This is a genomic window from Micromonospora sp. CB01531 (assembly GCF_001905095.1).
Taxonomy (GTDB): domain Bacteria; phylum Actinomycetota; class Actinomycetes; order Mycobacteriales; family Micromonosporaceae; genus Micromonospora.
Genome location: NZ_LWLS01000062.1, coordinates 65,736 through 90,477 on the forward strand (window position 1 = coordinate 65,736; position 24,742 = coordinate 90,477).

The following is a 24,742-nucleotide window of genomic DNA, read 5'->3' on the forward strand; positions in this document are numbered from 1 at the left end:
GTGGTGCACGAGAACGCCGACCGGGCCCACGTACCGGGCCATCCGCAGGTGCCGGAGCGGGACATCGAACCGCTCTGGCCGCCGGAGCAGACCGACCCGACCACCGCCGTTCCGTCCTGGGCGGCTCCCAGCCAACCAGGCGCGCCCGCCTGGCCCGCGCCGCCCCCGAACGACGCCGCACCGGCGCCCGGCGTGCCGGTGGGCGGCGCGCCCACGGGACCGGCCCGGGACGCCGCGGCCACCGGCGCGGCGACGGACGACCTGACGCGGGCGGGCGGCGCCGGCAACGGGGTGCCCGCGCCCCGCCCGGCGCAACCTCCGGTCGACCTGGACCTCCCGTTCACCCTCGACCAACCGGCGGTCGCCCCGAGCAGGTCCCCGAGCGCCGATGGCCGGTCGGCCGGCACCCCGGCGGCCGGGTCGGCATCGACCGGCGCGGGGGCGGGCGGCGGATCCGGCACCCCGGACCGGTCCTCGAACGGCTCCGGGCAGGCCGACGACCCCCCGGCCGGCACCGGCAGCCGGACGGATTCGCCCTGGGCCCAGCCGCCGCAGCGGTCGACCACCGGGCCGGCCGAGCCGGCCACCGACGCGCCAGGTCCGGACGCCGTGCCGCCCGCCGAGGGGCAGCCGGACGCTCCGCCGCCGCCCCGGCTCGGGCCGTTCCCGCCCTCCCCGGGCGTGCCGCTCCCGCAGTCCGCGTACGGGAACGGCACGGGCTATCCGCCGGGGCCGGGCGGGTACGGGCAGCCGGACGGGTCGGCGTACCCGCCACCACCCGCGGCGGGCGGGCCCGTGCCGCCCACCCCTACACCGGGCTGGTACCCGTCCGCCTGGCCCCAGCAGGGCACCCCGCCGCAGCAGCCCGGCCCGCCGCAGCAGCCGGCACCCACCGCGTACCCGGAGCCGGCCTGGACGCCGGAGGGCGGGGCGCCCCCGACCGCGGAGGACTTCGCCCGGCGCCGGCAGGCCCGGCCGGTCGATCCGGTGGCCACCATGGGCGTCCGGGCGGTGGTGAACCGGCTCGGCCTGGTCCGCCTCCCACCGGGTCAGCACGAGCAGGAGGTACGGCGCGACATCGAGATGGTCCGCCGCAACTTCGGCGGGCTCCGCCAGGTGACCGTGGTCAACCCGAAGGGCGGCGCCGGCAAGACGGTGGCCATCCTGCTGCTCGCCATGACCTTCGGCCAGAAGCGCGGCGGATACGTGCTGGCCTGGGACAACAACGAGACCCAGGGGACCCTCGGGATGCGGGCCCAGCAGGACTTCCACTCGCGTACGGTGCGGGACATGCTGCGCGACCTGGCCCAGTTCCAGGGCGCGCACGGCCGGGTCGGCGACCTGTCGCAGTACGTCCGCTCGCAGGGCGAGGGGATGTTCGACGTGCTCGCCTCGGACGAGTCGGCGACCGGCGGCGAGATGCTCACAGCGGCGGCGTTCGCCGAGATCCGCGAGGTGGTCAGCCGCTTCTACAAGCTGATCTTCGTGGACACCGGGAACAACGTCCGGGCGCAGAACTGGCAGGCCGCGATGGACGCCACCGACCAGCTCGTGGTCACCATGTCGGCGCGGAACGACTCGGCGGAGACCGCCGCGCGGATGCTCGACCACCTGGAGCAGAGTGGCCGGCAGCGGCTGGTCCGGCAGGCGGTGACGGTGGTGTCGATGCCGCCGTCGCGCAAGGAGATCGACCTGCCGGCCATCCAGGGGCACTTCGCCGCCCGGACCCGGGCAGTGCTGCTCGCGCCGTACGAGCGGCTCATCGACACCGGCGAGCCGATCCGGTACGGGCAGCTCTCCTCGGCCACCCGGGACGCCTGGCTGAAGATCGCCGCCGCGGTGGCGGAAGGACTGTGACCAGGCGCGACGGCCGGCCCGACCGGGTGGTCGGACCGGCCGTCACCGCAGGTCAGAGGGTGGCGAGGGCGTCCGCGGCGGCCGGGTCGCAGTCGCGGAGGAACTGGGCGCAGCGGGCCGCCTCGTCGGCCTCGCCGATCTCGCCGGCGGACCGGGAGAGCACGTAGAGGCAGCGCAGGAAGCCCCGGTTGGGCTTGTGCGACCAGGGCACCGGGCCGTGCCCCTTCCAGCCGGCGCGGCGCAGCTGGTCCAGCCCGCGGTGGTAGCCGGTACGCGCGTAGGCGTACGCCGGGACGACCTGGCCCGCGGCGAGCGCCCGGGCGGCCAGTGCCGCCCAGGCCGCGCTGTGGGCCGGGAAGCGGGCCGCGACGTCCTGGTACGCCTCGTCGGTGTCCTGCTCGGCGGCGGCGGCCAGCGCGGCGTCGGCCTCCTCGTGCGCGGGCAGGAGGGTGGCCGGTGGCTCAGGCAACAGGTTCTGCATCGCCCCATTCAACCCGCTTCGCGCCGGGGTACGCGAGGGGGTCCGGCGAGCCGGTCCACTGAACGGCTGAGGGGTTCGTCACGCCTGCGGCGGGCCGGCACGTACCCCCGGCCCATGCCACGCGGAGATATTTTCCACTACAACTAAAGATCCGGAGCCTCCCCAGGACCCGGTTATGCAGGAGCCCGGTGGCCTGGCCGCCGGGCTCCTGTCCGTCCGGCCGGCGTTTGGCCGGCTTGCCCGGCCGGGGCAGGATGATCTCGTGCCGACCCCACCTCCCGCGGACGTCATCGAGCCGCACGACACCAGCATCGACGAGATCGAGACCCGGGCCGAGTTCGACCGGCGGCTGGCCGAAGGCACCCTCGCCGGGCTGACCGTGCAGGGCCTCCGCCTCGACCTCGACCCGGTCCCCGACCTGCGCGGCGTCGAGGTCGCCGGCACCCTCTTCGTGGGCTGCCGGTTCGCCGGCCGGGAGGTCGGCGCGGACCTGGTCCGGCGCGGCGCCAACGTCGTCCCGCCCTTCTCCGGGCTGCCCTACCCCACCCAGCCGGCCCACCTCTACACCGCCGACGAACTGGCCGCCGGCTTCACGGACGGCGGCTTCGCCGGGATGTACGACACCCGGGTGTACACGCACTTCCGGGCGCACGGCGGCGCGCTGCCGGACGTCCGGGAGGCGCTCGGCCAGCGGCTGCACGACCACGGGGTGGACAACGCCCTGGCCGATGCCACCCGGACCTGGCTGGCGGTGCACGGGCCGCAGTCCGTGGTGGGTGTGATGGGTGGGCACGCCGTGCCGCGCGGCAGCGCCGCGTACCGGATGGCGGCGGTGCTGGGCTGGGAGCTGGCGCGGGCCGACCGGCTGGTGGTGACCGGCGGCGGGCCCGGCGTGATGGAGGCGGCGAACCTAGGCGCCTTCCTCGCGGCCTGGCCGGCAGAGGAACTGACCGCGGCGATCGACCTGCTCGCCACCGCCCCCGACTTCACCGACCACGACCGCTACACCGAGGTCGCGCTCCGGGTCCGGGAGCGGTACGCCGCCGGGCCGACGCTGCCCACGCCCCGTCCCGCCGCAGCCGGCACCGAGTGGGCCCGCTCCGGCGGGCTGGCCATCCCCACCTGGCTGTACGGGCACGAGCCGGCGAACCTGTTCGCCGGGCGGATCGCCAAGTACTTCTCCAACGCCATCCGGGAGGACACCATCCTGCGGCTGGCCCGGGGCGGGATCGTCTTCGCGCCGGGCCGGGCCGGGACGGTGCAGGAGGTGTTCCAGGCGGCCACCAAGACCTACTACGGCACCGACGGGGCGAGCGGCGCGTACGTGTTCCTCGATCGGACCTACTGGACCACCGAGCTGCCGGTCGAGTCGCTGCTGCGGCCGCTGCTGGCCGCCTCCCCCTTCGGCGACCTGTCGTCCACGGTGCACCTCACCGACGACGTGCGGGAGGCGGTCCGGCTGCTCACCGCTGGGTGAAAACCGAACGGCCGGCTCCCGTTGCGGGGAGCCGGCCGCCGTGACGGGCTGGTGGACTACTTGTTCATCGTGGTGCCGGTGGAGCGCAGCGCCTCGCAGGCCTCGACGACCCGGGCGGCCATGCCGGCCTCGGCGGCCTTGCCCCAGACCCGCGGGTCGTACATCTTCTTGTTGCCGACCTCGCCGTCGACCTTGAGCACGCCGTCATAGTTGCGGAACATGTGGTCCGCCACCGGCCGGGTGAAGCAGTACTGGGTGTCGGTGTCGATGTTCATCTTCACCACGCCGTAGTCCAGCGCCTCGCGGATCTCCGACAGCAGCGAGCCGGAACCGCCGTGGAAGACCAGGCTGAGCGGCTTCTCCTTGCCGTACTTGGCGCCGACCGCCACCTGGATGTGGTTGAGCACCTCGGGGCGGAGCTTGACGTTGCCCGGCTTGTAGACGCCGTGCACGTTGCCGAAGGTCAGCGCCGCCATGTAGCGGCCCTTCTCGCCGAGGCCGAGCGCCTCGACCATGGCCAGGCCGTCCTCGACAGTGGTGTAGAGCTTCTCGTTGATGGCGTTCTCGACGCCATCCTCCTCGCCGCCGACAACGCCGACCTCGATCTCGAGGACGATCTTGCCCTTGGCGGCCTCGGTGAGCAGCTCCTCGGCGATCTGCAGGTTCTCCGGCACCGGCACGGCCGAGCCGTCCCACATGTGCGACTGGAACAGCGGCTCCTTACCGCGCTGCACCCGCTCCTGGGAGATCTTCATCAGCGGCCGGACGAACTTGTCCAGCTTGTCCTTCGGGCAGTGGTCGGTGTGCAGGGCGATGTTGACCGGGTAGTGCTTCGCCACCTCGTGGGCGTACTTCGCGAAGGCGACCGCGCCGCTGACCATGTCCTTCACGGACGGGCCGGAGAGGTACTCGGCGCCACCGGTGGAGACCTGGATGATGCCGTCGCTCTCCGCGTCGGCGAAGCCCTTCAGCGCCGCGTTCAGCGTCTGCGACGACGTCACGTTGATGGCCGGGTACGCGTAGTGGCCGGCCTTGGCGCGATCCAGCATCTCCGCGTAAGCCTCGGGGGAAGCGATGGGCATGTCGAACGCTCCTTACTTACCGCTGTCGGCCGTGCAGGCCGCTGTCTTCCTTGGGTGCGCCGGACCGCGCTGTCCACCGCGGGCAGTATCCCGTAGCAGGCGGCGACCGGCACAACCGGCCCGGGAACCGCTCACCGGCGGCCCGGCCGGTCCGGCACCACGACGCTGATCAGCCAGCTCACCACGGCCATCACGATCGCTCCCCAGAAGCCGGCCCAGAATCCGTCCACCTGGAACGGCAGCTCCAACTGCCGGGCGATCCAGCCGGTGAGCAGGAACAGCAGGGCGTTGACCACGAGCGCGAACAGACCGAGCGTGAGCAGGTAGAACACGCAGCCGAAAACCTTGATGACCGGCTTGAGCACCGCGTTGACCACGCCGAAGATGACCGCCACCACGACCAGGGTGAGCACCGTCTCCGTACCGGTGCGCCCGGTCACCTCCACCCCCGGCACGATCAGCGTGGTGATCCACAGCGCGAACGCGGTGGTCACCAGTCGGATCAGGAGGCCCACGCCACCATCCTGGCACCGGAAACCGGGCCCGGAGGGACAATCCGCCGACTCGCCCGGGCGGGGGTTAGGTCGCACCCGCCGCCGGGCCCGCCGTGCGGTTCGGCCGGCACCGAGCGGGACCCGGAGCCAGCCCGTACGGTGTGGTGGTGACTGTCCGCACCGAGATCCAGGGAGGGACGATGGGTCAGCCCGACGAGGACTTCGCCCCGAGCGACCACCTCGCTCCGGAGGAGCGGGACCTGGAGGCGGAGCCGGCCGACGCGGTCGAGCAGGCGGCGGCGATCAACCCGGAGGACGGCGACATCGAGCCGCACCGCGGCCTGGAGGTCGGCGACTGGGACGCCATGGAACAGGCCCGGGTGGTCACTGCCGACGAGGACGACTACCGCTGACCAGGCGGGAGGGGCCGGCTCGGCTCCTCCTGCCTTCAGCGCATTTCGACGACCTGGTCCGGGTGGGCCGCCGTCCATTCATCGAGCCGGTCGGCGCGCAGCGCGTCGAGGAATCCCGGGGCCAGCGCGGGGTCGAGCCCGAACCCGTAGGGCGGTCTGTCCACGTTCCGGACCGGCAGGCCGACCGCGACCGGCTCGCCGGTGGCTGCCTTCCCCGCGACCTGGACCAGCGTCGGTAGGAAGATGTCCCCGGTGTCGATGGCCAGGCCGGCGCCGGCCTGCGTGATCAGCTTGCTGAGCAGCGCGGGGTTCGTCAGCGCCCCCTGCTCGTGGATCCGGCGGAGCAGCCCGGCCGCGTACCGCTCGGCGTTCCGGTCCCGGTCCAGGCTGCCGTCGGGCATGTTGAGGCGCTGCCGGAGCACGTCCACCGCCGCAGCGCCGTCGAGTTGCTGACAGCCGGCGGGATAGGCCCGCAGGGTGTGGTACGACCGGATCCGGTTCGGCAGGCAGACCCTTACGCCGCCGACCGCGTCGGTGAGTTCGCGCGCGCCCTGGTAGGTCAGCACCGCACCGGCGTCGATCCGTACGCCGGTGACCTGGGAGACCACCTGCCGGGTGGCGTCGTAGCCGGCGGCCAGGTCGGTCTTCGCCGGCGCGGCACCGCTGGCGAAGGACTTGTTGAGCTTGTCCGTCCCCCGGCCGGGGAGCGGCACCAGCAGATCGCGCGGGAGGGAGACGAGGTAGAACCGGCTCCGGTCGACCGGGATGTGCACCAGCAGTATGGAGTCGGCCCGCCGGGAGTTGTCCGGCCCCGCCGCGTCCACCCCGAGCATCAGCAGGTTCAGCGCGCCGGTGGGCGCCGGCGGTGCCGGCTCGGTGAGCAGGTTCGCGGTCTCCGGCGGCCGTGGCGCCATCGCCGTGAAGCCGGCCACGGCGGTGGCCACCACCGCGAGCGCGGTGCCGCCGAGCCGGAGGCGGAATCGGCGCCGCCGGCGGCGGACCACGGTCCGGTCGATGGCGGCCCGAACCGGGCCGGCGGGCGGGGCCAGCGACTCGTGCCGCGCGAAGGCGGCTCGCAGGTCGTCCTCGATCATGAGCAGACCTCCACGTACTCGGCTCGGAGGGTGGCCAGCGCGCGGGAGATGCAGGACCGGACGGTCCCGACGGCGCAGCCGAGGATCTCGGCGATCTCCGCGTCGGGCAGGTCCTCGTAGTACCGAAGCACCAGCGTGGCGCGCTGCCGTCGGGGCAGCCGGGACAGCCAGGACCAGACCTGGTCGCGATCCACCGCGGCCTGCGCATGGTCGGTCGGCGCCGGCACCGCCGCGTCCGGTTCGCCGCGCAGCAGCACCCGGCGGGCCCACGAGCCGCGCCGCCAGTCGACGTACTGGTTGGTGAGCATCCGGCGGACGTACCGCTCCGGGGCGTCGCTACGGGCCACCCGCCGCCAGTTCAGATGGACCCGCACCATGGTGTCCTGCACCAGGTCCTGCGCCTGGTGCGGATCGCCGGTCAGCATGACCGCGTACCGCAGCAGGGCATCCAGCCGCGCGTCGGCGAACTCCTCGTACGTCATCTGCACCTCCCGGTGTCCCGACTGATTGACGGACCCGGGGCGGCCGAAGATTGCACACCCGGGCGATCAACCTTTTGGTCGGTTCGGCAAGCCAACCAGTCAGTCAGGACAGCAGCGCGACTTAAAGATTCTTTAAGCTCCACGGACTCCCCCTGAAAATTCGCTGGAGGAACCCCACATGCTCAGCAACTCCACCCGGCGCTGGCTCGCCGGGTTGGGCGTCGCAGGCGCGTTCGTCGCCGCCTCCGCCACCCCCGCCGCAGCCGCCCCGGCCAGCCCCCAGATCTACACCTTCTTCCCGGACACCACCGTCGCCGTCGGCTCCGCCGGCGTGGTGAAGTCCGCGTTCCTCTACGCCGAAGAGCCCGTCACGCTGCGCGACCTCTCGATCCGGTACGACTACCGGACGCTGGCCGGTAAGGTCACGCTCACCGGCGAGAACGACAGCGACGACTGCACTACGCCGGAGGCGGGCGTGCTCGTCTGCCGGGAGCACTTCGACGTGGTCGTCGACCCGTACTTCGGTGGTTTCCCGACCAACGTGAAGATCGCGCCGACCGACGCTGCCAACCTCGACGACAAGGGCGACCTGAAGATCACCGTCCAGACGGGCGACACCGACCGGGCGACCTGGACGTCCCAGATCCGGGTCGGCGAGGGCGTCGACCTGGCGGGCGGCGAGCCCACCGAACTCAGCGTCGACATCGCGAAAAACAACGGCAACTTCTCGGCGCCGGTCACGGTGAGCAACGTGGGCGAGACCACTGCCAAGGGTGTGGTCGCCCTGTTCGACCATGACTGGGCAATCACCCCCACCGAACGATGGAACAACTGCTACTACCTCGACGACATCCTCATCGCCTGTGAGTTCAGCGAAGAGATCGCGCCGGGCGCGACCCGCTCCGCCACGTTCCAGTACGCCATCCGGCCGGACACCTACGCGCCGGGCACGGCGTACGGCTACACGCAGTTCATCACCCCGGGTGACTTCGAGGACCTGATCGGTGCTGCCAAGAAGGCCGGCATCAAGACCGCGAAGCGGGGCACCGGGTCGAAGCTGACCCTCGGGAAGGCCACTGCCGCCCGCAACCGGGCCGCGCAGACCGACGTCGACCCCACGAACAACTTCTCCGAGCTGACCGTGCGCGTCCAGGGCAAGCATGGCGCCGACCTCGAGGCGATCGGGGCCAAGCTGAGCGGCGAGAAGGGTGCCGTGGTCGAGGCGCTTCTCGGCGTCCGCAACAACGGTCCGGCCACGCTGGACCGCAACCGCGTCGGCTCCGACATCACCTTCGTCGACGTCACCGTGCCCACCGGCACCACCGCCATCGACGTGCCGTGGGACTGCGTCCCGTTCCAGGGCGACGGCACCAAGTTCGACGACGCCGCCGGCAAGCCGGGGGCGGCCAAGTACCGCTGCTTCACGGGTCCGGTTCTCTTCGCGGGCGAGACGATGGAAACGCCGTTCCGCTTCCGGATCGACAAGGTCGTGCCGAACGCCACCGGCAGCGTGCAGATCAATGCCGAGTGCAAGTGCGACGGCGGCTTCAAGGACGACCTGAACCCGGCCAACGACCTCGCCAAGATCGTCGTAAACGCGGCTGGCGGCGCTGGCGGAGGCGAGAGTGACGGCGGCACCCTGCCGATCACCGGCAGCTCAACCGGCCTGATCGCCGGCATCGGCGCCCTGCTCCTCGCGGCCGGCGCGGGTGGCTACGTCATGGCCCGCCGCCGCAAGACCCGCTTCGTCGCCTGATCCGTACACCTCAGTAGGACGAAGGTGCCCCGCCGACCCAAGGCCGGCGGGGCACCGCTATATCTATCCCTCGGGAGGATCCCCCACATGTTCAGCAACCCCACCCGGCGATGGCTGGCCGGGCTCGGCGTCGCAGGCGCGCTGTTCGCCGCCTCCGCCGTCCCCGCCGTCGCGGCCCCCGGGGTCCCACTGTCCGACCGACAGGCCACCGAGTTCGGGCTGTACGCGAACAACGTCATCGTCGCTACGGACGGGCCCATGAAATGGGTGCGGCTCGACTCGCTGGCAACCGAGCCGTTGACGAGCTACACGGTAGAGGTGGACCGCAGCGCGGTCCAAAGCTTCGCCCATGTGCAGTCAGGGGGGTTCAACAACGGCGCCTGCCGGGAGGACGGCCCGATCCTGAGCTGCACGGTCGAGGACGACGACGAGCGCGACACCAGGCTTCTCGTGCTGCCCGTGGTTGCCAAGGACACGGCCAAGCCCGGGCAGCACGGTGACCTCACCTTCACCGTCTCCACCCCCTACGCTGGCACCCAGACCTTCCGCTCCACGGTCACCATCGGCGAGGGTGTCGACCTGGCCGCCGGACCCACGATGGAGATGAAGGGCGCGCCCGGCGAGACGGTCCGGGCCCCGATCAGGGTTTTCAACGTGGGTAAGACGACCGCGGACGGAGCCGTCCTTTTCTTCTACGGCCCCGCCCACTTCATCCCCTCGAAGCACTACGAGAACTGCGAGTACTCCGTCACGCGCTTCAAGGACCACGCCTTCGCCTGCACCTTCGACGAGCCGCTCGCGCCGGGCGTGACCGCCGTCGTCGACTCGTCGTTCGGCTTCACGATTCCGTCCGACGCCTGGGCGCCGAACAGGCAGGAGGCCAGCCAGCGCTGGCTGACCCGGGCCGAGTGGCAGGACTTCCGGAACGACCCAGTCTTCGGCCAGTTCCAGAAGGGCACCGGACCGACGCTGAAGCTGGCGACGCAGGTCAGGGTCCAGTCGACGCCGCAGACCAATATCAGCCCGGACAACGGCGCCGACATGTGGCTCGTGGTGACCGGTGACCAGAAGGCAGACGTGGTCGCCGACGGCGCCAGCGTCACCGGCACGGTCGGCAGCACCGTCCCGGTCACGGTCGGCTGGACCGACAACGGGCCGGCGGCCGCCACCGCCACGGCGCTGGTGGAGATCCCGGCCGGTGCCTACGCGGCGAAGGTGCCGGACCGGTGCGTGCCCAGGGACTACAACGGCGACCTCGACCGTAAGCCGGTCAACATGCCCGGCTTCGCGGCGTACGTGTGCGATGACTCGACCATGCTGCACAAGGGCGACAAGGTGACGCTCGAGTTCGCGCTCCGCATCGACAAGGCGGGTCCGCTAACCGGTCTGATCGCGGTGAACCCCGGCCCCGGCGAGACCGATCTCAACCCGGCCAACGACACCGCCAAGATCCTGGTCAACGCCCCCGGCGGTGGCGAGGGCGATGGCGACAACGGCCCGGGCAGCGGCGGCGGTAACGGCGGTGGCGAGGGCGGTGACGGCGGCTCCCTGCCGATTACCGGTAGCTCTACCGGCCTGATCGCCGGCATCGGTGCCCTGCTGCTGGTCGCCGGGCTGGGCGGCTACCTGGTGGCCCGCCGCCGCAAGACCCGCTTCGTCGCCTGACCCGAGGCACCCAACGAAACCAAGGTGCCCCGCCGACCCCCCGGTCGGCGGGGCACCCTGCATTTCCGGGTCGCCCCGACAGACGTACCCCACCAGCGGCAGCGGCAGCGGCAGCGGCAGCGGCAGCGGCAGCGGCACTGAACCGCACCGCACGGACGACGGACGACCACCGACGGGTTTCCGGGGGCCCGGGGTGTCGACGTTCCTGGCCTGCGAGTCCGAGCCCGTCGACCCCCGCCTGTGATCCCCACGGCAGGAGCAGATTCACGGAAAGAGTGGCTGTTCGACGCCGCATGGCCACTCTTTCCGTGAAAGTACGGCTTCCCGCGCCGGCCGGGTGCCCGGTCCGGCGTGAGGCCAGGCCGGGCCCAGGTACCCTTTGTGGCCGTGGACACAGCAGAGAAGACCCGGATGCTCTCCGAAAGCGTGGCGCTGAACCCGCTCGATCCGAAGGACCTGATCCACACCTTCGGGTTGGTCGGCGTCTGGGTGATCCTCTTCGCCGAGACCGGCCTGCTGGTCGGCTTCTTCTTCCCGGGCGACTCGCTGCTCTTCCTGGCCGGGGTGGCCGCCTCGCCGGTGGCGGACGCGATCTTCGGCGCCGGCACCCGGCTGAACCTGGTCGCGCTGCTGGTCGGCGGGCCGCTCTGCGCGATCATCGGCGCGCAGCTCGGGCATTGGTTCGGGGCCCGGTACGGCCGGCGGATGTTCGAGCGCCCCAACTCCCGCCTGTTCAAGCGGGAGTACGTGGAGAAGGCCGAGTACTACTTCCAGAAGTTCGGCCCGGCGAAGGCCGTGGTGCTGGCCCGCTTCATCCCGATCGTGCGGACCTTCCTCAACCCGGTGGCCGGGGTGCTCGGCATGCCGGCCCGGCAGTTCCTGCTCTGGAACGTCGTCGGCGCGATCCTCTGGGTGGACGGCATCCTGCTGGTCGGCTACCTGCTGGCCGACCAGATCTACAACGCCATCGGCGACAAGATCGACCGGTACATCCTGCCGGTGGTCGCCCTGATCATCGTGATCTCGGTGCTGCCGATCTTCTTCGAGTTCCTCCGCGACCGGCGGGCGCGCAAGCGCGGCGAGGCCGCCGCGGTGGTCGCCGCCTCCAGCGCGGCAGGCGCGGCCGAGGCGTACCGGGACGCCCTGCGGGACGACGACCACCGACGCCGCGGCCCGCAGGATCGCTGACCGACGTACGCCGGATGGCCGGTCCCCCTCACCGGGGGGCCGGCCATCCGCGTACGACCTGCCGCTCTGCGGGTGGAACGGGTGACGGGCAGCCGTCACCGTCCGGTGGTGGCGCCACCCCTGGCACGCCACCCATCGCCGCACTCAATCGGGGCGGCCTACGGGACATCCGGGCTCGGCCGACGGCCACAATTCGGCCGCTGCGCCGCTAGGCGACACGCCGGGCCGAATGAAGGCCGTCTGACGCCGCGCCCTGACCCCGGACAGTCAACCCCGAAGCTCGGACACGTCCGGTTTCAGCGGGCCTTCTTGGTGGCCCGCTTACGCGGCGGGGTCAGCAGATCCGCGATCGTGGCGATCGCGGTCGGCACCAGCCGGTAGTACGCCCAGACACCGCGCTTCTCCCGCTCCAGCAAGCCGGCCTCGGTGAGGATACGCAGGTGGTGACTGACCGTCGGCTGCGAGAGGCCGAGCGGCGCGGTGAGGTCACACACGCACGCCTCGCCCTCGGGGGCCGACTGGATCAGGCTGAGCAGCCGCAGCCGGGCGGGGTCGGCGAGGGCCTTGAGGACCCCCGCGAGCCGCTCGGCGTCGGCACGTTCGATCGGCTCGCCGGCAAGCGGCGAGATCTGAGGCATGGTCATTTCAGCCAACGCAGTTCCCACGTATTCCATCCTTCCACCAGCAGCATCGATCCGCCTGCATATCAGCAGATCCGAATCGGCAAACTTTTAGGCCACAAGGCCGAGGTCAGCCAACGTATAGGCCGCCCGATACGGCAGTCCGGCGGCTCGCACCGCGTCGCCGGCGCCTCGATCAACAATAACCGCAACGCCCACCACCTCAGCCCCGGCCTCACGCAACGCCTCGACGGCGGTCAACACGCTGCCACCCGTGGTCGAGGTGTCCTCCACCGCCAGGACCCGGCGACCCGCGACATCCGGCCCCTCGACGCGCCGCTGCAGACCGTGCGCCTTGCCCGTCTTGCGGACCACGAACGCGTCCAGCGGCCGGTCGGTCCCGGCCGAGGCGTGCAGCATCGCGGCGGCGACGGGATCGGCCCCGAGGGTCAGCCCGCCGACCGCGTCGTACGCCCAGTCGGCGGTCAGGTCACGCATCACCCGGCCGACCAACGGCGCCGCCTGGTGATGGAGCGTGACGCGACGCAGATCCACGTACCAGTCCGCCTCGCGGCCCGACGAGAGCACCACACGGCCATGGACCACAGCCAGGTCGGTGATGAATTTACGCAGGTCGTCGTGGTCCTCCATGGCGATAGAGGGTACTTCGCGAGTCTGGGAGGTGTGTGTGGGGTCCTCCCGGGTCAACCCTGCGGGCGACCGACGACTGGCTATGCCCGACTACGCTGTGCGACCGTCCATCCGGGTTGCCGGACGATGATCCCGGCGACGGGAACGCCCACGCGACCGGCCGGCGGTCAGTCGCGACCCCGGCCGACCCGCCCCCGGGTGTCCCGGGAGACGCCGCGCAGCAGCCGTCGCGGCGCGTGCCGCAGGCCCGCCACGGCCAGCTTGTACTTCCAGTTCGGCACGCTGACCAACTTGCCTTTCCGCAGGTCACGCAGCCCTTCTTCGACCACCTCGGCGGGCCGCAGCCACATCCAGCCGGGGGTGCGCGACATGTCGATGCCGGCGCGCTCGTGGTAGCCGGTGCGGGTGTAGCCGGGACAGAGCGCCATCACCCGCACGCCGAGCGGCGCCACCGACTGGCCCATCGACTCACTGAAGTTCGTCACCCACGCCTTGCTGGCCGAGTACGTCGATCCGGGCATGGGCACGCCGAAACCCGCAACGGAAGAGACATTTATCACTGCCCCACTGCCCCGCTCGATCATCGACGGGAGAGCCGCGTGGGTCAGCCGGAGCACGGCCAGCACGTTCAACCGCAGCAGCCGGGCCTCGTCCTCGACCGTCGAGCGGACGAACGGGGTGTTCAGGCTGATGCCCGCGTTGTTCACCAGCAGCCCGACCGGCGGCTCGGCGACGAGGCGGCGTTCCACCACCGAACAGCCGTCGTCGGTGGACAGATCCGCGGAAATCGTCTCGACCTGGCGGTCGTACCGCCCGCTGAGTTCGGCGGCGGTGGCGGCGAGCCGGCCGGCGTCCCGGGCCACCAGGACCAGGTCCCAGCCGTCGGCGGCGAGCCGGCGGGCGAACGCCTCGCCGATGCCCAGGCTGGCGCCCGTGATCAACGCGCGGCGCGGGGAGGGGAGCGATTCGTCGGTCACGGGCGATCCTCAGGGGGTGACGTCGGTCCGGACGGAGTGCGCGGCGGGCCGTCCGGTCCCGGCCCGGCCGGCGGAGGTGCGGGTGGCGCCCACGGCGAGCGGGATCCGTCGGCCGCCGATGGACCGAAATACGGTGGTGTCGAAGCGGGCGGGCCGGGATACGGCGGAGCCGAAGCGGGCGGGCCGGAATACGGCGGAGCCGAGCCAGCGGACGCGGGCGGCGCGGACGACGGCGGGCCGTAGGCCGGGCCGGATGCCGGGGTGGCTGGCCCGGCCGGCGGCAGCGGCCCGGCCGACGGCATCGGGGGCAGCGGACCGGCCGGCGGGACGGGGCCGGTGCGGACCGCCGGGCCGGCGGTGGGACCGGTGGGCGCGGGTCGGCGGAAGAAGGCGCTCGCGCCAGGCAGCGTCAGCAGGGCGGCGACCACCAGGTACCCGAGCACCTGGGCAACCGACAGGGCCGCGTTCAGCGGAATCCACCAGCCTGGGTACGCGTCGCCGAGCCGGGCGAGCAGGTCGGCGGTCACCCGCTCGTCGGCGCCGAGACGCAGCGGGGCGGCCCGCTGACCGACCAGCACCGCCAGTCCGCAGCAGCCGCAGAACAGGCCCAGGCCGGCGACCACCCAGGTGCCGACCCGGGCTCCGGGGCGGCCGGCGAGCAGGCCGAGAGCGAGCCCGACGAGCACCAGCCCGACGAGCACGCCGACCACGGCCGACAGTGCGGTGGAGCCCCGCAGCAGCGACACCAGCGGGTCGATCTCGCTATCGCGGGCCCCGGTGGCGCGCGCCGCCACCCGGAACCGGTCCACCGTGCCGGGCGTGACCGCCAGGTTGGCGACCGCGTACGCCACGGCGCCGACCGCCATCAGCAGCAGCACCGCCGCCGCCGCGACGACCACCCCCGGACGGCGGGGCGGAGCCTGAACGGGGTGCGACACGACAGATCCCTCCGGTAGGCGTCGGCTTGCAACCTACTCGGAGGGATCGTCCGAGTCGCTCTTATCGGAGCGTCAACCTCCGGATGGCGGCTGGGGACCGGGCCGGTCCTCGGGAGCCGACGACGGACCGGGCTGGCCAGGCTGGCCGGGGGCCGGTGGCTGACCCGGAGCCGGGGGCTGACCCGGAGTCGGCGGGTAGCCGGGCGCCGGCGGCTGACCGGGGTAGCCCGGCGCGGGCGGGTACCCGGGGGCCGGCGGGTAGGCCGGGTAGGTGCCACCCGGCAGGGGCGGCTCCCAGACCGGCTTCGGCTTGCGGAAGAACTCGTTGGACCTGGGCAGCGCCAGCAGGATCAGCGCGGCCAGCAGGGCCAGCAGGGCGACCAGGCCGAGGAGATTGCTGACCGGCCCGTACCAGGACGGCAGGGCGTCCGAGAGCCGGCGCTGGAGCTCCTCGGGGCTCGGCATGTTGCCGCCGGTCGAGCCACCGCCGGTCAGGCCGCCGGTCGCGTTGCTCACCAGGCCCGCGCCGCTGCAGCAGAACAGGATGCCGCCCAGCACCCAGGTGGTGATCCGGGCGCCGTTCTTTCCTCGGTTGTTCAACAGCGCGAGCACGACGAGCGCGATCGCGAGCAGCAGCGTGAGCGCGGCACCGCCGATGGCGGCCCCGTACGCGAAATCACCCGCCTGCTCGGCGGCGGTGCCCCGATAGGCGTCCCGCAGGACGTCCCGGACGGTGCCGATGGTGGCGAGCGTCAGGATCAGGTTCACCACCTGAATGGCGGCGACGAGGATGAGCAGCCAACTGGAGAGCGTCACCACGCCCGGGCGGGTGCGGGCCGGGGGGCCCTGGGCATCGACCATGATTCTCCTTCCCTAGATCACACGACCACCGTAACGAGACCAGGCCAGCAGAGCACGGCGCGAGAGCCGGGACCGCGGGAATCAGTAGCCGCGCCACTCCGCACGGGCGTACTCCAGCACGCGGGGTTGCAGCAACGTGGAGGCGGGCACGTCCACCCGGGGCCGGTCGGCCGGGAAGGTAGCCGCCGCGGCCAGCACCGACGGGGTGAGGAAACGCAGCGGCAGGGCGTCGGCGGGCAGTTCCAGCGCCGGCGCGGCGGTGCCGGGCGCGGCCAGCACGAACCCCCAGTCGCCGAAGCTCGGCACGTCCACGTGGTACGGCACGGTGGCGAAGCCCGCCTCGCGGACCGATCGCTCGATCGACCAGTACGACCGCGGCGCGAAGTACGGCGACCCGGCCTGCACCACCAGCCGCCCGCCAGCGGCGAGCACCGAGCGGACCAGCGCGTAGAACTCGATCGTGTAGAGCTTGGCGGTGGCCGTCTCGTCCGGGTCGGGCAGGTCGGCCACCACCACGTCGAAGCGGTCCATGGCGGTACGCAGCCAACCGAACGCGTCCAGGTTGAGCACCCGCACCCGGGGGTCGGCGAACGAATTCCCGTTGAGCTCGCGCAGCTGCGGCTCGCTCTTCGCCAGCCGTACCACGGCCGGGTCGAGGTCGACCACGGTCACCCGGCGCACGTCCGGGTACTTCAGGATCTCCCGCAGCGCCAGCCCGTCCCCGGCACCGAGCACCAGCACCTCGCCGCGCGGGCCGCGCAGCGCCGGGTGCACCAGCGACTCGTGGTAGCGGTATTCGTCGACCGAGCTGAACTGGAGGTCACCGTTGAGGAAGAGCCGCAGGTCGCTGTCGGCGTGGCCGACCTCGCGCACCGACCGGGTCAGCACGATCTCCTGGTAGCGGCTGCGTTCGGCGTGCACCACCGGGTCGCGGTAGAGCTGCTGGCGGGCGGTCACCTCGAAGTCGTGCGCGGTGATCCAGGCGTACCCGAGCAGGAGAGCGACCACGACGGAGCCGGCCCCCAGCGCGAGCCGCGACCGGCGGCCGAGGTCGGCCCGGAAGACCGTGCAGACCAGGGCGAGGCCGGCGACCGCGTTCACCGCGCCGACCACCAGGGCGCCCTTGAGCTGGCCGAAGACCGGTATCAGCACGAACGGGAAGGCCAGCCCGCCGAGCAGCGCGCCGACGTAGTCGGCGGCGAAGAGGTCGGCCACGGCGTCGCCGGCGGACTGCTCGCGGATGCGTTGCAGCAGCACCATCAGCAGCGGGATCTCCGCGCCGATCAGCAGGCCGAGCACGAACGCGGTGCCGACCAGCGCCGGCCCGTATAGGTCGAGCCAGGCGAAGGCGGCGTACAGGCCGAGCACGGAGAGGCCGCCGAGCAGGGCGAGGGTCAGCTCGACCGCGGCGAACGCGGCCGCCGCCCGGGACTGCCACGGCTTCGCGGCGAGCGCGCCGACGCCCATCGCGAAGACCATCACGCCGAGCACGATCGACGCCTGGCCGACCGCGTCGCCGATCAGGTAGCTGCCGAGGGCGACCAGCGCCAGCTCGTACACCAGGCCGCAGGCCGCGCAGACGAAGACCGCCAGCAGCACCGCCGCGCGGGCCGCGCGCCGTCGCGGCGGCGCCGGCGCGTCGGTGATCACGACTTCTCCCGGGTACGCCCGGCGGCTTCCGCCCCGGCGCGCTGCGCGGGCGCGCGCACCCGGAGCTTGCGACCACTCCGGCTCGGCGCGTCTGCCGCCGCGCCGCGACCCGGAGCAGTCGTCCGGCGGCGCTGCACCACGCCCACGGCGACGAAGAGCGCGGCGAGCAGGAGGAGCGCCACGGCGGCGACCAGCCAGCCCCAGCGGTCCCGCCAGAAGTCGTTGCCGGCGGCCGGCAGCGGGCTCGCCGGGGCCGCCGGATCGGCACTCGGGGTGGCCGCCGGCCCGGCCAGGCCGGCTTCGGCGGCGAGCAGCGGCAGCGTGGTGGCGGCACGGGTGATCGCCCAGCCCGGGTCGTCGATGAAGACGTCCTCGTCGAGCCCGAACCAGCCCAGCCCGGTCTCGACGGCTTGCAGGGCGGCGAGGCCGAGGTCGTCAGAACCCTGCACCCGGATCCAGGCGGAGTCGCTGGCCTCGCTGCTCTCCGAGGTGTAGGTGATGTCCGCGCTGACCTCGATCCAGCGCGGGCAGCCCGGCGCGTCCCCGACCGCCGTCCCGTCGCCGAGGTTCGAGCCGACGCTCACCACGTCGTACCCGTCCGTCAGTCGCCAGCCGTAGCAGATGCCCTGGCTGGCGAAGGCGTCCCGGAGGATCGGCACGGTCTCCGTCCGCTCGTCGGTCGCCGGGGCGGGGACGCTCAGGTCGTCGGAGCCGCTGACGGCCCCGACGACGCAGAGGCCGACGGCGCCCAGGAGCACCGCCGCGCCCAGTGCCGCCTGCCACCCCCGCGACTTCCCCTTCGCCAGGGGCTTCGCCTGGGCCGGGCGCGTCCCGCCGGCCATCAGCTGATCGCGGCGGCGATGATCGCGCCGGTGGCGAGGTGCACGACGGCGGAGACCCAGACCGCCGGGTGCGGCTCCGGGTCGACCAGCAGTTCACCCAGCTTGCCCGGGGTGGCCACATCCAGCAGCACGAAGGCCGCCGCCATGATGACCAGCCCGAGGATGCCGTACGCGGCCGCGCCGACCAGGCCGAGCACAAAGTCGTCCGGGCTGGCGGCGATCGCGGCGACCACGATGATGCCGACACCGGCCAGGTTGGAGGCGAGCAGCAGCGCCGCGTTGCGGTTGCGCTCGGTCCAGATGAGCTGGCTGAGCCGGCCCGGGGTGGCCAGGTCGACCAGCAGGTAGCCGATGCCCATCAGGACGACGCCGACCACGCCGTAGGCGAGGGTGACCAGCAGATCGGTGACGAGATGCTGCACAGGGGACTCCAGGGTGAGCGGTCGGACGGGCTACTTGCCGGCGCCGGGGCCGCCGCCCCGGACGGTGCTGCCACGGCCCCAGCCCCAGCCGTGGCCGACGACGTGGTGGTAGCGGGGGTAGGCGGTGGTCATCCGCTCCAGCAGGATCAGCGAGCCGGCGGCAACCGGCAGGATCACCACCGAGTCGTCGTCGTAGCGCAGGTAGACGCCGCTGCCGTCGACGTACTCGTCAGCCGGCTGCCAGGCGTCGGTGACCTCCTTCGCCACCTGGCTCGGTGACCGGGTCGAGGTGTACGCGAGCGCGTCGGAGCCGATGTCCCGGCCGGCCGCCCGGGTGTAGTGATCCTCGACGTAGCCGCGCGCCGAGAAGCTGCCGTAGAAGACGGCGAAGGCGGCGACCAGCACGCCGACCACCGCGACGGCCACCCCCACCACGAACCACCGTCGGTACGTCACAGTCCCACCTCGGTTCGCGACTGCGGGGCTCGCAACCCCGGCTCACTCCTCGCGCTCACAACTGCCACCACCGTCTCGGTCAGTACCAGCTCGTTGGTCTGCGGATACGCGTGCCAGGTGCGCCAGGCCACCGCGCCGTCCGGCGGGTCAGGGCGGACGGAGAGCGCGGTGACCGCGTCCACGTCGCCGGGGAAGACCCCGACCAGCGCGTACGGGTCGTCGGCCAGGTCGGCGCGGAGCGCGGCGACCTGGGTACGCAGCCCGTCGCCGGCCGGCCGCAGCACCGTGGCGGTGAACCGGTAGCCGGCCACCGGGTCGTGCAGGGTGTCGGGCAGGTGCGGCGCGCGGCCGGGCAGGCACGCAACGGTCTCGACCAACGCGCCGCAGACCACCTGGTGCGAGGCGCCGAGCAGGCACAGCCGCAGCCGGACGCCGTCGGGCAGGGCCAGCTCGCGGACGTGCAGGGCGGGGCGTTCGGGGCCGCCGAGGGCCAGGCTCAGGTCGGCGGCGCTGGTGTCGACGTACGGGGCGTCCAGGGCGACCAGCACGCTCAGCCCGCCTGCTCCGGGTCACCCTGCGGGTAGATCATCACCTCGGCGCGGTGCAGCTTCTCGCCGAGGGCCACCTCCCAGCCGGCCTCCCCGTACGCCTCGAAGGAGAGCCGGGCCCCGCCGGGCGCCTGGTAGTCGTGGTAGCGCATGGTGCCGCGCGGGTCGAGGCCGGTGCCCTCGGTGGCGGTGTAGCGCGCCTGGCCGGACTCGTCCCAGCTGTAGCGGCGGCCGGCGACGTCGAGGGTGGGCGCGCCGGGGGTGACCGTGGCGGACGGTTCGCCGGTCCAGAGCACCAACTCCAGGTCCGGGTCCGTCTCGACGGAGAGCCAGCGCTTCACCCCGCCGGCATCGTCGAGCAGGTGTTCCGCCCAGCTCCAGCCGCCCTCGACCAAGTGCACCGAGCCACGGACGGTGTACGGGACCTGGCGGATCTCCACGATGTCGCCGGGCTTGAGCCGGCGGGGGTCGCCGCGGAGCGCGTCCGCGTCCCGATCGTGGAACGGGTCGCCGGGGGCGTGCGGGCGGGGCCCGGTGCGGGCCTTGCGCAGCGCCACCACGGCGATCACCACACCGGCCGCCCCGACCAGACACCCCAGGGCCACCAGCAGATACGCCACCGTTCCGTTCACGACCGCCTCCCCACACGCGTCGGCGGAGACGGTAACAACCGGACGCACGCCCGCCGAAACGACGTTCGCTGAGTGGCCGGTCAGCTACCCGGCGTCGCTCAATCCCGGGTGGGATCGGCGGCCTGCGGGGGCGGCCCGTCGGGCGCTCCCGTGGGATCGACCGGCGCGGCGGGGGCGGGCGCGGCGGCTTCCGGTGCGGCCGGGTACTGCCACGGGACGCCGTGGGCCCGCGGGTCGGGGCAGATCATGTAGCCGGGCGGCAGCAGGTAGGGCGCCGGATAGGCGACCGGCGGGTGCGGCGGTTGCGCGGCCTGGGGCACGAACCAGCGGTGGGACGTGGGCAGCGCCAGCAGCACGATGGCGGTGGCGGTGAGCCCGAAGACCAGCAGCGCGATCAGTCCGCCCCCGGCGAAGAGGAGGTCCTCGACCGGATTGGAATCGGTGTCGTAGAGGGTCTGGATGAACCTCGACTCCTCCGGGAAGAAGTCGGGGGGCAGGTCCCCCTCCTCGGGCAGGCCGCCGAGCGCGAAGAGGAACGGGAGCGCCGCGCCCGCGCAGAGGCACTGGCCGAGGCCGACCAGCAGTTGCAGGCCGCCGGCCACGAAGACGGCGATCCGGGCGCCGACGCTACCCCGGCGGACACCCCAGGCGGCGCCGCCGAGCAGGGCCGCGAGCAGCAGCGCCGGCACCCCCATCAGGCAGGACGTCATGATGTTGCCGAAGCGCTCACCGTCCACCTCGGCCGGATCGGCGGCGGGCACCAGCCGAGCCGCGTGGTCGATCTCGCCGTTCCACCAGATCGCGTGCCACACCACCAGGCCGACCGCCACCAGCAGCAGGGCCGCCGCAGCGAACTGCAACCAGGAGGCCGCCGTGACGGCCTTCGGGCGGGGCGGGCGGGACGGAGTGGCGGTCGAGGTCATCCCGGAAAGCTACGGGGCCCCACCAGTTTCCGCTGTCCCGTTTCCGGGTGGACCGCCGGTCAATTCCCGGCGAGGCGTTCCGTGGCGTACTCGCGCAGGCTGGCCCGACCCATGAGGCAGCCGGTGAACGTGGTGAACTCGGCCTCGTCGGTCCGCAGCCTCGTCCACGCCGCGCGCCCCGCCGCCGCGTCGGCCTTGTCCAGCAGCGTGGCGGCGTACGCCTTCCCGGCCGGCGACCCGTGCCGGAGCAGCCAGTCGATCTGCTTCCGGGCCGCGTCGGGATGCTCGTCCAGCGCCTGCTCGACCCGCCGGTACGCCTCGGTCTCCGGCAGCAGCGTCCCGGCGAACCCGACTCCGCCGAACGCGAGGGTGTCCGCCCGGGCCAACTCCTCGACGGCCGCGTCCAACTCCCGGTCCTTTCCGATCCCCACCATGCCCGTCATCCTTTCCCTAACGCCCCTGGCACCACTCGTTGATCGGAAAGTTGTCGCAGGCCGCAACACCGGACGCAGGTGGACCGGGGCCCGGAGACAGGACCGACCCCGCCGGAGGGGTGGGGCGGGGCCGGTCCGGACGGGTGGGTCAGGCGGCGGTGACGGTCAGGCCTTCCTTGCTGTCGGCCAGGTCGACCTTGACCGTGTCGCCGTCGCGGATCTGGCCGGCCAGCAGCGCCTTCGCGAGCTGGTCGCCGATCGCCGACTGCACCAGCCGGCGCAGCGGACGGGCGCCGTAGATCGGGTCGTACCCGTGCTCGGCGAGCCAACTCCGGGCCGGGTCGGTGATCGCCAGGCCGAGCCGGCGGTCGGCCAGCCGGCGGCGCATCCGGTCCAGCTGAATGTCGACAATGGCCCGCAGATCCTCGCCCTGCAGGGCGGCGAACACCACGATGTCGTCGAGGCGGTTGAGGAACTCCGGCTTGAAGTGCGACCGGACCACCGCGAGGACGCCCTCCCGGCGCTGCTCCTCGGTCAGCGTCAGGTCGCTGATCACCGACGAACCCAGGTTCGAGGTGAGGATCAGGATCGCGTTGCGGAAGTCCACGGTACGGCCCTGACCGTCGGTGAGCCGGCCGTCGTCGAGCACCTGGAGCAGCACGTCGAAGACGTCGGGGTGGGCCTTCTCGACCTCGTCCAGCAGCACCACCGAGTACGGCCGGCGGCGCACCGCCTCGGTGAGCTGGCCGCCCTCCTCGTAGCCGATGTACCCGGGCGGGGCACCGACCAGACGGGCGACGGAGTGCTTCTCGCCGTACTCGCTCATGTCGATGCGGACCATGGCCCGCTCGTCGTCGAAGAGGAACTCGGCGAGCGCCTTGGCCAGCTCGGTCTTGCCGACACCGGTCGGGCCGAGGAAGAGGAAGCTGCCGGTCGGACGGTCCGGGTCGGCGACACCGGCCCGGGCACGCCGGACCGCGTCGGCGACCGCGCCGACCGCCTCGCGCTGGCCGACCACCCGGGAACCCAGCGACTCCTCCATCCGGAGCAGCTTGGCGGTCTCCCCCTCCAGCAGCCGGCCGGCGGGGATGCCGGTCCAGGAGGCGACCACGGCGGCGATATCGTCCGCGCCGACCTCCTCCTTGAGCATCGCGCCGTCGGCCTGGAGCCGGGCCAGCTCCTCCTCGGCCTGCGTCAGCTCGGCCTTGAGGGCGGGGATGCGGCCGTACCGCAGCTCGGCGGCGCGTTCCAGCTCGCCGTCGCGCTCGGCCCGCTCGGCCTCGCCGCCGAGCCGCTCCAGCTCCTCCTTGGCCGTGGAGAGCTTGGTGATGTGACTCTTCTCCAGCTGCCAGCGCTCGGAGAGCACGGTGAGCTGCTCCCGCTTGTCGGCCAGTTCCTTGCGCAGCCGCTCCAGCCGCTCGGCGGAGGCGGCGTCCGGCTCCTTGGCCAGCGCCATCTCCTCGATCTCGAGCCGGCGCACCGCCCGCTCGATCTCGTCCACCTCGACCGGCCGGGAGTCGATCTCCATCCGGAGCCGGGACGCGGACTCGTCGACCAGGTCGATCGCCTTGTCCGGCAGGAACCGGTCGGTGATGTAGCGGTCGGACAGGGAGGCCGCGGCGACCAGCGCGGCATCGGTGATCCGTACGCCGTGGTGCACCTCGTAGCGCTCCTTGAGGCCGCGCAGGATGCCGATGGTGTCCTCGATGGTCGGCTCGCCGACCAGCACCGGCTGGAAGCGGCGCTCCAGCGCCGGGTCCTTCTCGATGTGCTCGCGGTATTCGTCCAGCGTGGTCGCACCGACCATCCGCAGCTCGCCCCGGGCCAGCATCGGCTTGAGCATGTTGCCGGCGTCCATCGAACCCTCACCCTTGCCGGCGCCGACCACGGTGTGCAGCTCGTCGAGGAAGGTGATGACCTGGCCGTCGGAGTTCTTGATCTCCTCCAGCACCGACTTCAGCCGCTCCTCGAACTGCCCGCGGTACTGCGCGCCGGCCACCATCGCGCCGAGGTCGAGCGAGACGAGCTTCTTGTCCCGCAGCGACTCGGGTACGTCACCGGCGACGATGCGCTGGGCCAGGCCCTCGACGATGGCCGTCTTGCCGACGCCCGGCTCACCGATCAGCACCGGGTTGTTCTTGGTACGCCGGGACAGCACCTGGATCACCCGGCGGATCTCGGAGTCCCGGCCGATGACCGGGTCGATCTTTCCCTCGCGGGCGCTGGCGGTCAGGTCGACGCCGTACTTGGCGAGGGCCTGGTAGGTCTGCTCCGGGTCGGCGGTGGTAACCCGGCGGTCCCCGCCGCGGACGGTCGGGAAGGCGGCGACCAGGTTCTCCTCGGTGGCCCCGGCGTTCTTGAGGGCGACGGAGACCGCGCCACCCACCCGGGCCAGGCCGGCCAGCAGGTGCTCGGTCGAGGTGTATTCGTCGCCTAGCGGCCGGGCGATCTGCTCGGCGGCGCCGATGGCGTTGACGAACTCGCGGGCCAGGGTGGGCTCGGCGATGCTGGAGCCGTGCGCGGCGGGCAGGGCGTCGACTGAGCGCTGGGCGACCCGGCGCAGCTCGGCGGGGTCGGCCCCGACGGCGCGCAGCAGGCCGGCGGCGGTCGAACCCTCGGTGTCGAGCAGCGACAGCAGCAGGTGCCAGGGCTCCACGGTGGCGTGGCCGCGCTGGTTCGCCAGCGCGACGCCGCCGGTGATGGTCTCGCGGCTCTTGGTGGTGAGGCGTTCCGTGTTCATGGGCTCCCCCGGATCGGCGTGTCCACTAGAACCGACACAACCAGAGTTGAGCCTATTCC

At 72.6% G+C, this 24,742-nt stretch carries 24 protein-coding genes and 1 pseudogene; 6 read left to right on the forward strand and 19 right to left on the reverse strand.

The genetic code is table 11. The features are described 5' to 3' along the window. Positions 1–1,857, forward strand: a complete 1,857-nt coding sequence (locus A6A27_RS14000) for a chromosome partitioning protein (RefSeq protein WP_073835027.1) — start codon at positions 1–3, stop codon at positions 1,855–1,857. Between the two features lie 52 nt (positions 1,858–1,909). Here A6A27_RS14000 and A6A27_RS14005 read toward each other — a convergent pair whose 3' ends face one another. Then, complete coding sequence (locus A6A27_RS14005; RefSeq protein ID WP_073835028.1) at positions 1,910–2,338, reverse strand: DUF3151 domain-containing protein; 429 nt, start codon at positions 2,336–2,338, stop codon at positions 1,910–1,912. A 262-nt stretch (positions 2,339–2,600) separates the two neighbouring features. Between A6A27_RS14005 and A6A27_RS14010 the strand changes: the two genes are divergently transcribed. After that, the gene (locus tag A6A27_RS14010) at positions 2,601–3,815 is read left to right on the forward strand and encodes an LOG family protein (protein ID WP_241825254.1); all 1,215 of its coding nucleotides are present in this window, start codon (positions 2,601–2,603) and stop codon (positions 3,813–3,815) included. Between the two features lie 56 nt (positions 3,816–3,871). Here A6A27_RS14010 and fbaA read toward each other — a convergent pair whose 3' ends face one another. Together fbaA and A6A27_RS14025 are read right to left on the reverse strand one after the other, a co-directional pair. Then, positions 3,872–4,897 carry a class II fructose-bisphosphate aldolase gene (gene fbaA / locus A6A27_RS14015; RefSeq protein ID WP_073835029.1) on the reverse strand — a complete coding sequence of 342 codons (1,026 nt, stop codon included), beginning with the start codon at positions 4,895–4,897 and terminating at the stop codon, positions 3,872–3,874. Positions 4,898–5,028: 131 nt separating this feature from the next. After that, a complete protein-coding gene (locus tag A6A27_RS14025) occupies positions 5,029–5,412 on the reverse strand; it encodes a phage holin family protein (RefSeq protein ID WP_073835031.1) in 384 nt (127 codons plus the stop codon). A 179-nt stretch (positions 5,413–5,591) separates the two neighbouring features. On the opposite strand from A6A27_RS14025, the gene A6A27_RS14030 reads away from it, so the two are divergent. Beyond that, positions 5,592–5,804 (forward strand): hypothetical protein, encoded by a 213-nt coding sequence (locus tag A6A27_RS14030; RefSeq protein WP_073835099.1) that lies wholly within the window; start codon positions 5,592–5,594, stop codon positions 5,802–5,804. Positions 5,805–5,839: 35 nt separating this feature from the next. Here A6A27_RS14030 and A6A27_RS14035 read toward each other — a convergent pair whose 3' ends face one another. After that, the gene (locus A6A27_RS14035) at positions 5,840–6,898 is read right to left on the reverse strand and encodes an LCP family protein (RefSeq protein ID WP_073835032.1); all 1,059 of its coding nucleotides are present in this window, start codon (positions 6,896–6,898) and stop codon (positions 5,840–5,842) included. Further along, entirely contained in the window at positions 6,895–7,380 is a 486-nt protein-coding gene (locus tag A6A27_RS14040) for a SigE family RNA polymerase sigma factor (protein ID WP_073835033.1), read from the reverse strand. Before A6A27_RS14040 ends, A6A27_RS14035 begins: the two co-directional genes overlap by 4 nt. A gap of 178 nt (positions 7,381–7,558) precedes the next feature. Between A6A27_RS14040 and A6A27_RS14045 the strand changes: the two genes are divergently transcribed. The 3 genes from A6A27_RS14045 (at position 7,559) to A6A27_RS14055 (ending at position 11,989) form a co-directional block, all read left to right on the forward strand. Next, positions 7,559–9,136 (forward strand): LPXTG cell wall anchor domain-containing protein, encoded by a 1,578-nt coding sequence (locus A6A27_RS14045; protein WP_073835034.1) that lies wholly within the window; start codon positions 7,559–7,561, stop codon positions 9,134–9,136. Between the two features lie 87 nt (positions 9,137–9,223). Continuing rightward, entirely contained in the window at positions 9,224–10,801 is a 1,578-nt protein-coding gene (locus A6A27_RS14050) for an LPXTG cell wall anchor domain-containing protein (RefSeq protein ID WP_143193992.1), read from the forward strand. A 411-nt stretch (positions 10,802–11,212) separates the two neighbouring features. After that, positions 11,213–11,989 carry a DedA family protein gene (locus A6A27_RS14055; RefSeq protein ID WP_073835101.1) on the forward strand — a complete coding sequence of 259 codons (777 nt, stop codon included), beginning with the start codon at positions 11,213–11,215 and terminating at the stop codon, positions 11,987–11,989. A 296-nt stretch (positions 11,990–12,285) separates the two neighbouring features. On the opposite strand, the gene A6A27_RS14060 is transcribed toward A6A27_RS14055, so the two are convergent. The 14 genes and pseudogenes from A6A27_RS14060 to clpB form a co-directional block, all read right to left on the reverse strand. After that, positions 12,286–12,663 carry an ArsR/SmtB family transcription factor gene (locus A6A27_RS14060; RefSeq protein WP_007073957.1) on the reverse strand — a complete coding sequence of 126 codons (378 nt, stop codon included), beginning with the start codon at positions 12,661–12,663 and terminating at the stop codon, positions 12,286–12,288. A 57-nt stretch (positions 12,664–12,720) separates the two neighbouring features. Next, a complete protein-coding gene (gene pyrE / locus A6A27_RS14065) occupies positions 12,721–13,260 on the reverse strand; it encodes an orotate phosphoribosyltransferase (protein ID WP_073835035.1) in 540 nt (179 codons plus the stop codon). 167 nt (positions 13,261–13,427) lie between these two features. Further along, complete coding sequence (locus A6A27_RS14070) at positions 13,428–14,237, reverse strand: SDR family NAD(P)-dependent oxidoreductase (RefSeq protein WP_073835036.1); 810 nt, start codon at positions 14,235–14,237, stop codon at positions 13,428–13,430. A 365-nt stretch (positions 14,238–14,602) separates the two neighbouring features. Continuing rightward, positions 14,603–15,103, reverse strand: a pseudogene (locus tag A6A27_RS14075) (hypothetical protein); the annotation flags it as partial. A 144-nt stretch (positions 15,104–15,247) separates the two neighbouring features. Beyond that, positions 15,248–16,036, reverse strand: a complete 789-nt coding sequence (locus A6A27_RS14080; RefSeq protein WP_073835037.1) for a hypothetical protein — start codon at positions 16,034–16,036, stop codon at positions 15,248–15,250. 81 nt (positions 16,037–16,117) lie between these two features. After that, positions 16,118–17,686: a polyamine aminopropyltransferase gene (locus tag A6A27_RS14085; protein WP_073835038.1), complete on the reverse strand. Its 1,569-nt coding sequence runs from the start codon at positions 17,684–17,686 to the stop codon at positions 16,118–16,120. Further along, entirely contained in the window at positions 17,683–18,528 is an 846-nt protein-coding gene (locus A6A27_RS14090; RefSeq protein ID WP_073835039.1) for a hypothetical protein, read from the reverse strand. The genes A6A27_RS14085 and A6A27_RS14090 overlap by 4 nt, the downstream gene beginning before the upstream one ends. Further along, positions 18,528–18,950, reverse strand: a complete 423-nt coding sequence (locus A6A27_RS14095; RefSeq protein ID WP_073835040.1) for a DUF350 domain-containing protein — start codon at positions 18,948–18,950, stop codon at positions 18,528–18,530. Before A6A27_RS14095 ends, A6A27_RS14090 begins: the two co-directional genes overlap by 1 nt. Positions 18,951–18,980: 30 nt before the next feature. Further along, a complete protein-coding gene (locus A6A27_RS14100; protein WP_073835041.1) occupies positions 18,981–19,406 on the reverse strand; it encodes a DUF4247 domain-containing protein in 426 nt (141 codons plus the stop codon). After that, positions 19,403–19,954: a DUF2617 family protein gene (locus A6A27_RS14105; RefSeq protein WP_073835042.1), complete on the reverse strand. Its 552-nt coding sequence runs from the start codon at positions 19,952–19,954 to the stop codon at positions 19,403–19,405. Before A6A27_RS14105 ends, A6A27_RS14100 begins: the two co-directional genes overlap by 4 nt. A 2-nt stretch (positions 19,955–19,956) precedes the next feature. Continuing rightward, on the reverse strand, positions 19,957–20,586 hold the full coding sequence (locus A6A27_RS14110; RefSeq protein ID WP_073835043.1) for a DUF4178 domain-containing protein: 630 nt from the start codon (positions 20,584–20,586) through the stop codon (positions 19,957–19,959). A gap of 98 nt (positions 20,587–20,684) precedes the next feature. After that, positions 20,685–21,509 (reverse strand): hypothetical protein, encoded by an 825-nt coding sequence (locus A6A27_RS14115; RefSeq protein WP_073835044.1) that lies wholly within the window; start codon positions 21,507–21,509, stop codon positions 20,685–20,687. A gap of 59 nt (positions 21,510–21,568) precedes the next feature. Further along, a complete protein-coding gene (locus A6A27_RS14120) occupies positions 21,569–21,943 on the reverse strand; it encodes a hypothetical protein (RefSeq protein WP_073835045.1) in 375 nt (124 codons plus the stop codon). 148 nt (positions 21,944–22,091) lie between these two features. Beyond that, positions 22,092–24,683, reverse strand: a complete 2,592-nt coding sequence (gene clpB, locus A6A27_RS14125; protein ID WP_073835046.1) for an ATP-dependent chaperone ClpB — start codon at positions 24,681–24,683, stop codon at positions 22,092–22,094. Between the last annotated feature and the right edge of the window lie 59 nt (positions 24,684–24,742).